This window comes from Glutamicibacter sp. AGC84 (genome assembly GCF_053543575.1).
The window spans coordinates 33,988-38,777 of record NZ_JBLVOC010000011.1; the positions used below are offsets into that span (position 1 = coordinate 33,988).

The following is a 4,790-nucleotide window of genomic DNA, read 5'->3' on the forward strand; positions in this document are numbered from 1 at the left end:
CGGTCAGGGGCAAACCCCGTTCTCTCGTGGAACCTATTTTCGCCCGACGAACCAGTCCTGCAGCTTGTCAATGCGCGCCTGCAGCTGGTCAGCAGTAGCCTGCGGCACGGCAGGCCCGCCGCAGACGCTGCGCAGCTTGTTGTGGATCTGCCCGTGCGGGGTGCCGGTGCGGGCGGCCCATGCCGAGACGTTCTTCGACAGCTTGGTGCGCAGCTCCATCATGCGGCGGTGGTCCGAGACCGGCTCGGGCTTGGTGCCGCCCTTGGAAATCTGCTTGTTCTGCTGCTTGCGCAGCAGCTCGGAAACCTGTTCGGTATCCAGCAGGCCCGGGATCCCCAGGAAGCCGAGTTCTTCTTCACTGCCGATGTCGGCGCCGGTACCGAATTCGCCGCCGTCGAAGAGCACGCGGTCAAAGGAGGCCTGCGAGTTCAGCGCCTCGAACTTGTTGCGCGTCAGCTCGTCGCTGGCCTTGTCTTCCTTGTTCTCCGCTTCCAGCAGCGAATCGTCCAGCCCGTCTTCGTCCTTGGAACCTTCACGGTCCAAGGCGTGGTCGCGTTCGACTTCCATCTCGTTGGCCAAGGCCATCAGGATCGGCACCGAGGGCAGGAAGACCGAAGCCACCTCGCCGCGCTTGCGGCTACGCACGAAGCGGCCGACCGCCTGGGCGAAGAACAACGGAGTGGAGGTGGACGTCGCATAAACGCCCACGCAGAGACGCGGAACGTCCACGCCTTCGGACACCATGCGCACCGCAACCATCCAGCGCGCGTCGGATTCGGAGAAATCGTCGATCTTCTGCGATGCCTTGGGGTCATCGGAAAGAATGGTGGTGACCTTCTCGCCACAGATCGCTTCGAGCTGGGCCGCGTAGCCGCGCGCGTCCTCGTGGTCCGTGGCGATGATCAGGCCGCCGGCGTCCTTCACGGTGCGGCGGACCTCCGAGAGCCGCCGGTCAGCGGCCTGCAGCACCGACGGGATCCAGTCGCCGTGCGGATCCAGCGCGGTACGCCAGGCATGGGCGGTGACATCCTTGGTGAAGCCTTCGCCGAGGTTTGCTTCCATCTCCTCGCCGCCGGAGGTACGCCAGCGCATATTGCCCGAATAGGCCATGAACAGCACCGGACGGACCACGTGGTCGGCCAGGGCGCTGCCGTAGCCGTAGGTGTAGTCCGCCTTGGAACGGCGAATGCCATCGCCCTCGTCCACATACTGCACGAAAGGAATCGGGGCCGCATCGGAACGGAATGGGGTACCGGTCAGGGCAAGCCGCCGGGTAGCCGGTTCGAATGCTTCACGAATGCCATCGCCCCAGGACAGGGCATCGCCGGCGTGGTGGACCTCATCCATGATCACCAGGGTGCGGGCATCTTCAGTTTTCGCGCGGTGCACCGCGGGCTTCAGCGAGACCTGGGCATAGGTCACCACCACGCCCATGTAGTGCGAGCCGTGCCGGCCGTCGGAGTTCTTGTAGTTCGGGTCCAGTGAGATGCCCACACGCGCCGCCGCATCCGCCCACTGCTTTTTCAGGTGGTCGGTGGGCGCGACAACGATCATGCGGTTGATCTTGCCCGAGTCGATCAGCACTTTGGCCAAGCGCAGCGCGAAGGTGGTCTTACCTGCGCCAGGGGTCGCCACCGCCATGAAGTCCTTGGGCTCCGTATCGAAGTACAGAGCCAAGGCCTCGGCCTGCCAGGCACGCAGCTTCGGCCCAGTTCCCCAAGCCGCACGTTCCGGATACGCTACCGGCAGCTTGTCTTCTAGTGGAAGCTTGTCGCCAAAATCAAAGAGTGTCTCGGTCATTTACCTTTTCCCGGCCGCGTGCATTGTGTGAAGTAGTGCTAGTTCATTCGCAGCACTACCCCATCATGGAGTCGTAGACTTCCTTGCACTCGGGGCATACCGGGAACTTCTGCGGATCTCGGCCTGGCGTCCAGACCTTGCCGCACAGAGCGATCACTGGGTCGCCGGTCATTGCCGACTCCATGATCTTTTCCTTCTGCACGTAGTGAGCAAAACGCTCATGATCTCCGGCCTCGACACTCTGGGTTGTCTCGGTACGTTCAATCGTGGCAGTGCCACCGCGGGTTTCTTCAGACTGTTCCACCATGCCTCCAAGTCTAATACGGATTGCCACTGCTGTCCGCGTGGCAAGCATGGGAGCTTGTCCACATTGACTTTGCCGCGCTGCACTAGGCCGCCCCATCGATTTCTTCCTCGCTGCAAGTCAACAACCATTTTTCAATGTTCTTGCGATGCGTTGCGGTGCCGTTGGAAGTCGATATTGCGCCAATTGGGCGCGACCCGATCAATATCCTGTGAACCTCCTTGCACCCAAGGCAGGCAAACGGCCGCCTAGCGGAAAACAGCGTCCCGCTAGACGGCCGGAGGCAGCAATTCGGCTGCTGCGCCTACTTATTGAGGATGACCGACTGCATCAGCTCAGGAGTGCGCTTTTCGTACCATTTGCCACCGAGGGCAATGCCGCCGAGCATCAGCCCGATACCCACGGCCAGGCCCGCGCCCAAGGTGATGAAGCCGAAGGACTGCGACTGCTTCACCCAGCCGATGATGTAGGGAATGAGAACCGGGATCAGCAGGAGGCCCATGGCAAGCATGATTCCCAGCTGGGTCAGCGCAATGCGCATGCCATTGCCCGGAGGGGTCTTCATCGGGTTATCACCCGGCAGCGGCACCGAATAGGTGTAGCGGGCCGAGGACACCGACGCGACGCCCAACGCGATGAGCAGCCCCGCCAGTGACAGGCCCAGGTCTCCCGGGATGCGCCACAGCGCACCGGAGATGAGGCCCGGCAAAATGGCCGCCGCCAAGACCGGAACGATGGCAATCAGGAAACAGGACAGCACTCGCCCTGCCCGATCAGCACGTCCGGAAATACCGGTCAGCGCGTGCAGCGCAAAGGCGGTGTTGTCATAGGAAATGTCGGCCGAGATGGAGAAGCCCATCAAGATGCCGATCAACGGGCCCAGCAGGAACATCATCACGTAGCTGCCGGTCTGGTTGCCGGTGAACCAGAAGAGCAACGGCAGCATCGGCACAATGAGCACGCCAATGGCATAGCGCGGATCCTTGAACCAGTAGGTCAGTGCGCGGGCAGCCACTGCGCCCGTTGGCGTGGCCGGCATCAACTTGAAGAAGCCCAGCCCCTTGGCCGTGGCAGCGCGCTGCTCTGGCGGCGGGGTCACCGTGGCTTTGGCGGTAGCTCGAGCCAGCAGCAGGTAGAGTCCGCCAAGATAGAGCAAGCCCAGCGCCAGATGGATCGCCATCTGGCCGTAGTGCGCCGAGGCAAAAGCCCCGGGAATCGCGGCAAAGGCACCCAACGGGGTGTAGCCCAAGACCGAGGCAATCGGCTGGATCCAGTCGCTCATGCTCTGCGCGGCAGCCAATGCCGAGGTCACGATCGGCCCCAAGGCGATGAGCACCACGAACAGCAGCACGAAGGTCAATTCACGGAATCGGCGCTTGGCCCGCAGTGCGGTCGCCATGATCACCAGATACTGGCAAAGAAGAATCGCCATCACCGCGGTCGCCACCGCTGCCAGCAGGGCCAGCATGAGCGCGCCCGCATCGAAGCGCCACATCAGCGAGGCGCCGAGCAGGCCCGCAATGGTCAGCACCGCGGGAATCGAGATGAAGCCAGCCAGCACCAGCGCTGGCCCCAAGGTCTTTTCCGGAATCCCGAAGTGGACAAAGCGTGAAGGTTCCAGGGTGAGGTCAACACCGGTCAGCAGCGGCGGGATGATGGCCCAGCCCAGCACCACGGCCGAGCCGATCAGGGTGAAGATTTCGCTCTGGAAAGGAATATCGCCGGCGGTAAACCACATGGCCAAGGTCAGCATGGTGATCATGCCCAGTGCGTACAGGCCACCGATAATGACGCCGATGAGCTGGCCGACGGAGCGCTTGAAGCCGTTGGCGAGCAAGCGCAGTTTCAGGCTTAGGACGTGCGCAACCATGACAGCCCCTCATTATTGGCGCGGCCGCCCACCAGATCGACGAAGCGATCTTCCAGGCTCATGCCGCCGCGGACTTCATCCACGGTGCCCTGCGCCTTGAGCATGCCATCGGAAATGACCGCGACATGCGTGCACATGCGCTGGACGAGGTCCATCACATGCGAGGAAACGATGACGGTGCCGCCGAATTCAACGTAGTTATTCAGGATGTCGCGGATATTCGCCGCAGATACCGGGTCCACCGCCTCGAACGGCTCGTCCAGAACCAAGAGCTTTGGCGAGTGGATCATCGCGGTAGCCAAGGAAATCTTCTTGGTCATGCCGGCCGAGTAGTCCACCACCAGCTTGTCGCCGTCATCGAGCAAATCCATCACGCGCAGCAGGTCTTCGGTACGCTGGGCAACTTCTGCGCGTTCCATGCCGCGCAGCAATCCCGAGTAGGTCACCAGCTGGCGGCCGGTCAGCCGGTCAAACTGGCGCACGCCATCAGCCAGGACTCCCAAGGTGGCCTTGGCCGCTTGCGGATCAGCCCAGATATCCACGCCGTTGACCAGCGCTTGGCCTGAATCCGGGCGCAGCAATCCAGTGGCCATGGAAAGCATGGTGGTCTTGCCGGCACCATTGGGTCCGACAAGACCGTAGAAGGAACCCGCAGGAACTTGCAGGCTGACGTTGTTCACGGCAATCTTGGCGCCGAATTGCTTGGCAAGACCCCGAATGTCCAGTGCGATCTGATTCATAGCTTAAGGCTAGCAATGCCCCTAGTCAGAACGCATCATCCTTTGGAGTTAAACCCAGGTATAAGACAACCGCCGC

4 protein-coding genes are annotated in these 4,790 nt (G+C 62.1%); all 4 read right to left on the reverse strand.

From position 1 onward, the window contains the following. Window positions 1–33: 33 nt before the first annotated feature. Complete coding sequence (locus tag ACNPN0_RS07045; protein ID WP_388025339.1) at window positions 34–1,800, reverse strand: DEAD/DEAH box helicase; 1,767 nt, start codon at window positions 1,798–1,800, stop codon at window positions 34–36. A 55-nt stretch (window positions 1,801–1,855) separates the two neighbouring features. Further along, on the reverse strand, window positions 1,856–2,107 hold the full coding sequence (locus ACNPN0_RS07050; RefSeq protein WP_105658424.1) for a DUF3039 domain-containing protein: 252 nt from the start codon (window positions 2,105–2,107) through the stop codon (window positions 1,856–1,858). 301 nt (window positions 2,108–2,408) lie between these two features. Next, window positions 2,409–3,974, reverse strand: a complete 1,566-nt coding sequence (locus tag ACNPN0_RS07055; RefSeq protein ID WP_105658423.1) for a transporter — start codon at window positions 3,972–3,974, stop codon at window positions 2,409–2,411. Beyond that, window positions 3,956–4,714 carry an ABC transporter ATP-binding protein gene (locus ACNPN0_RS07060; protein WP_105658422.1) on the reverse strand — a complete coding sequence of 253 codons (759 nt, stop codon included), beginning with the start codon at window positions 4,712–4,714 and terminating at the stop codon, window positions 3,956–3,958. Before ACNPN0_RS07060 ends, ACNPN0_RS07055 begins: the two co-directional genes overlap by 19 nt. Between the last annotated feature and the right edge of the window lie 76 nt (window positions 4,715–4,790).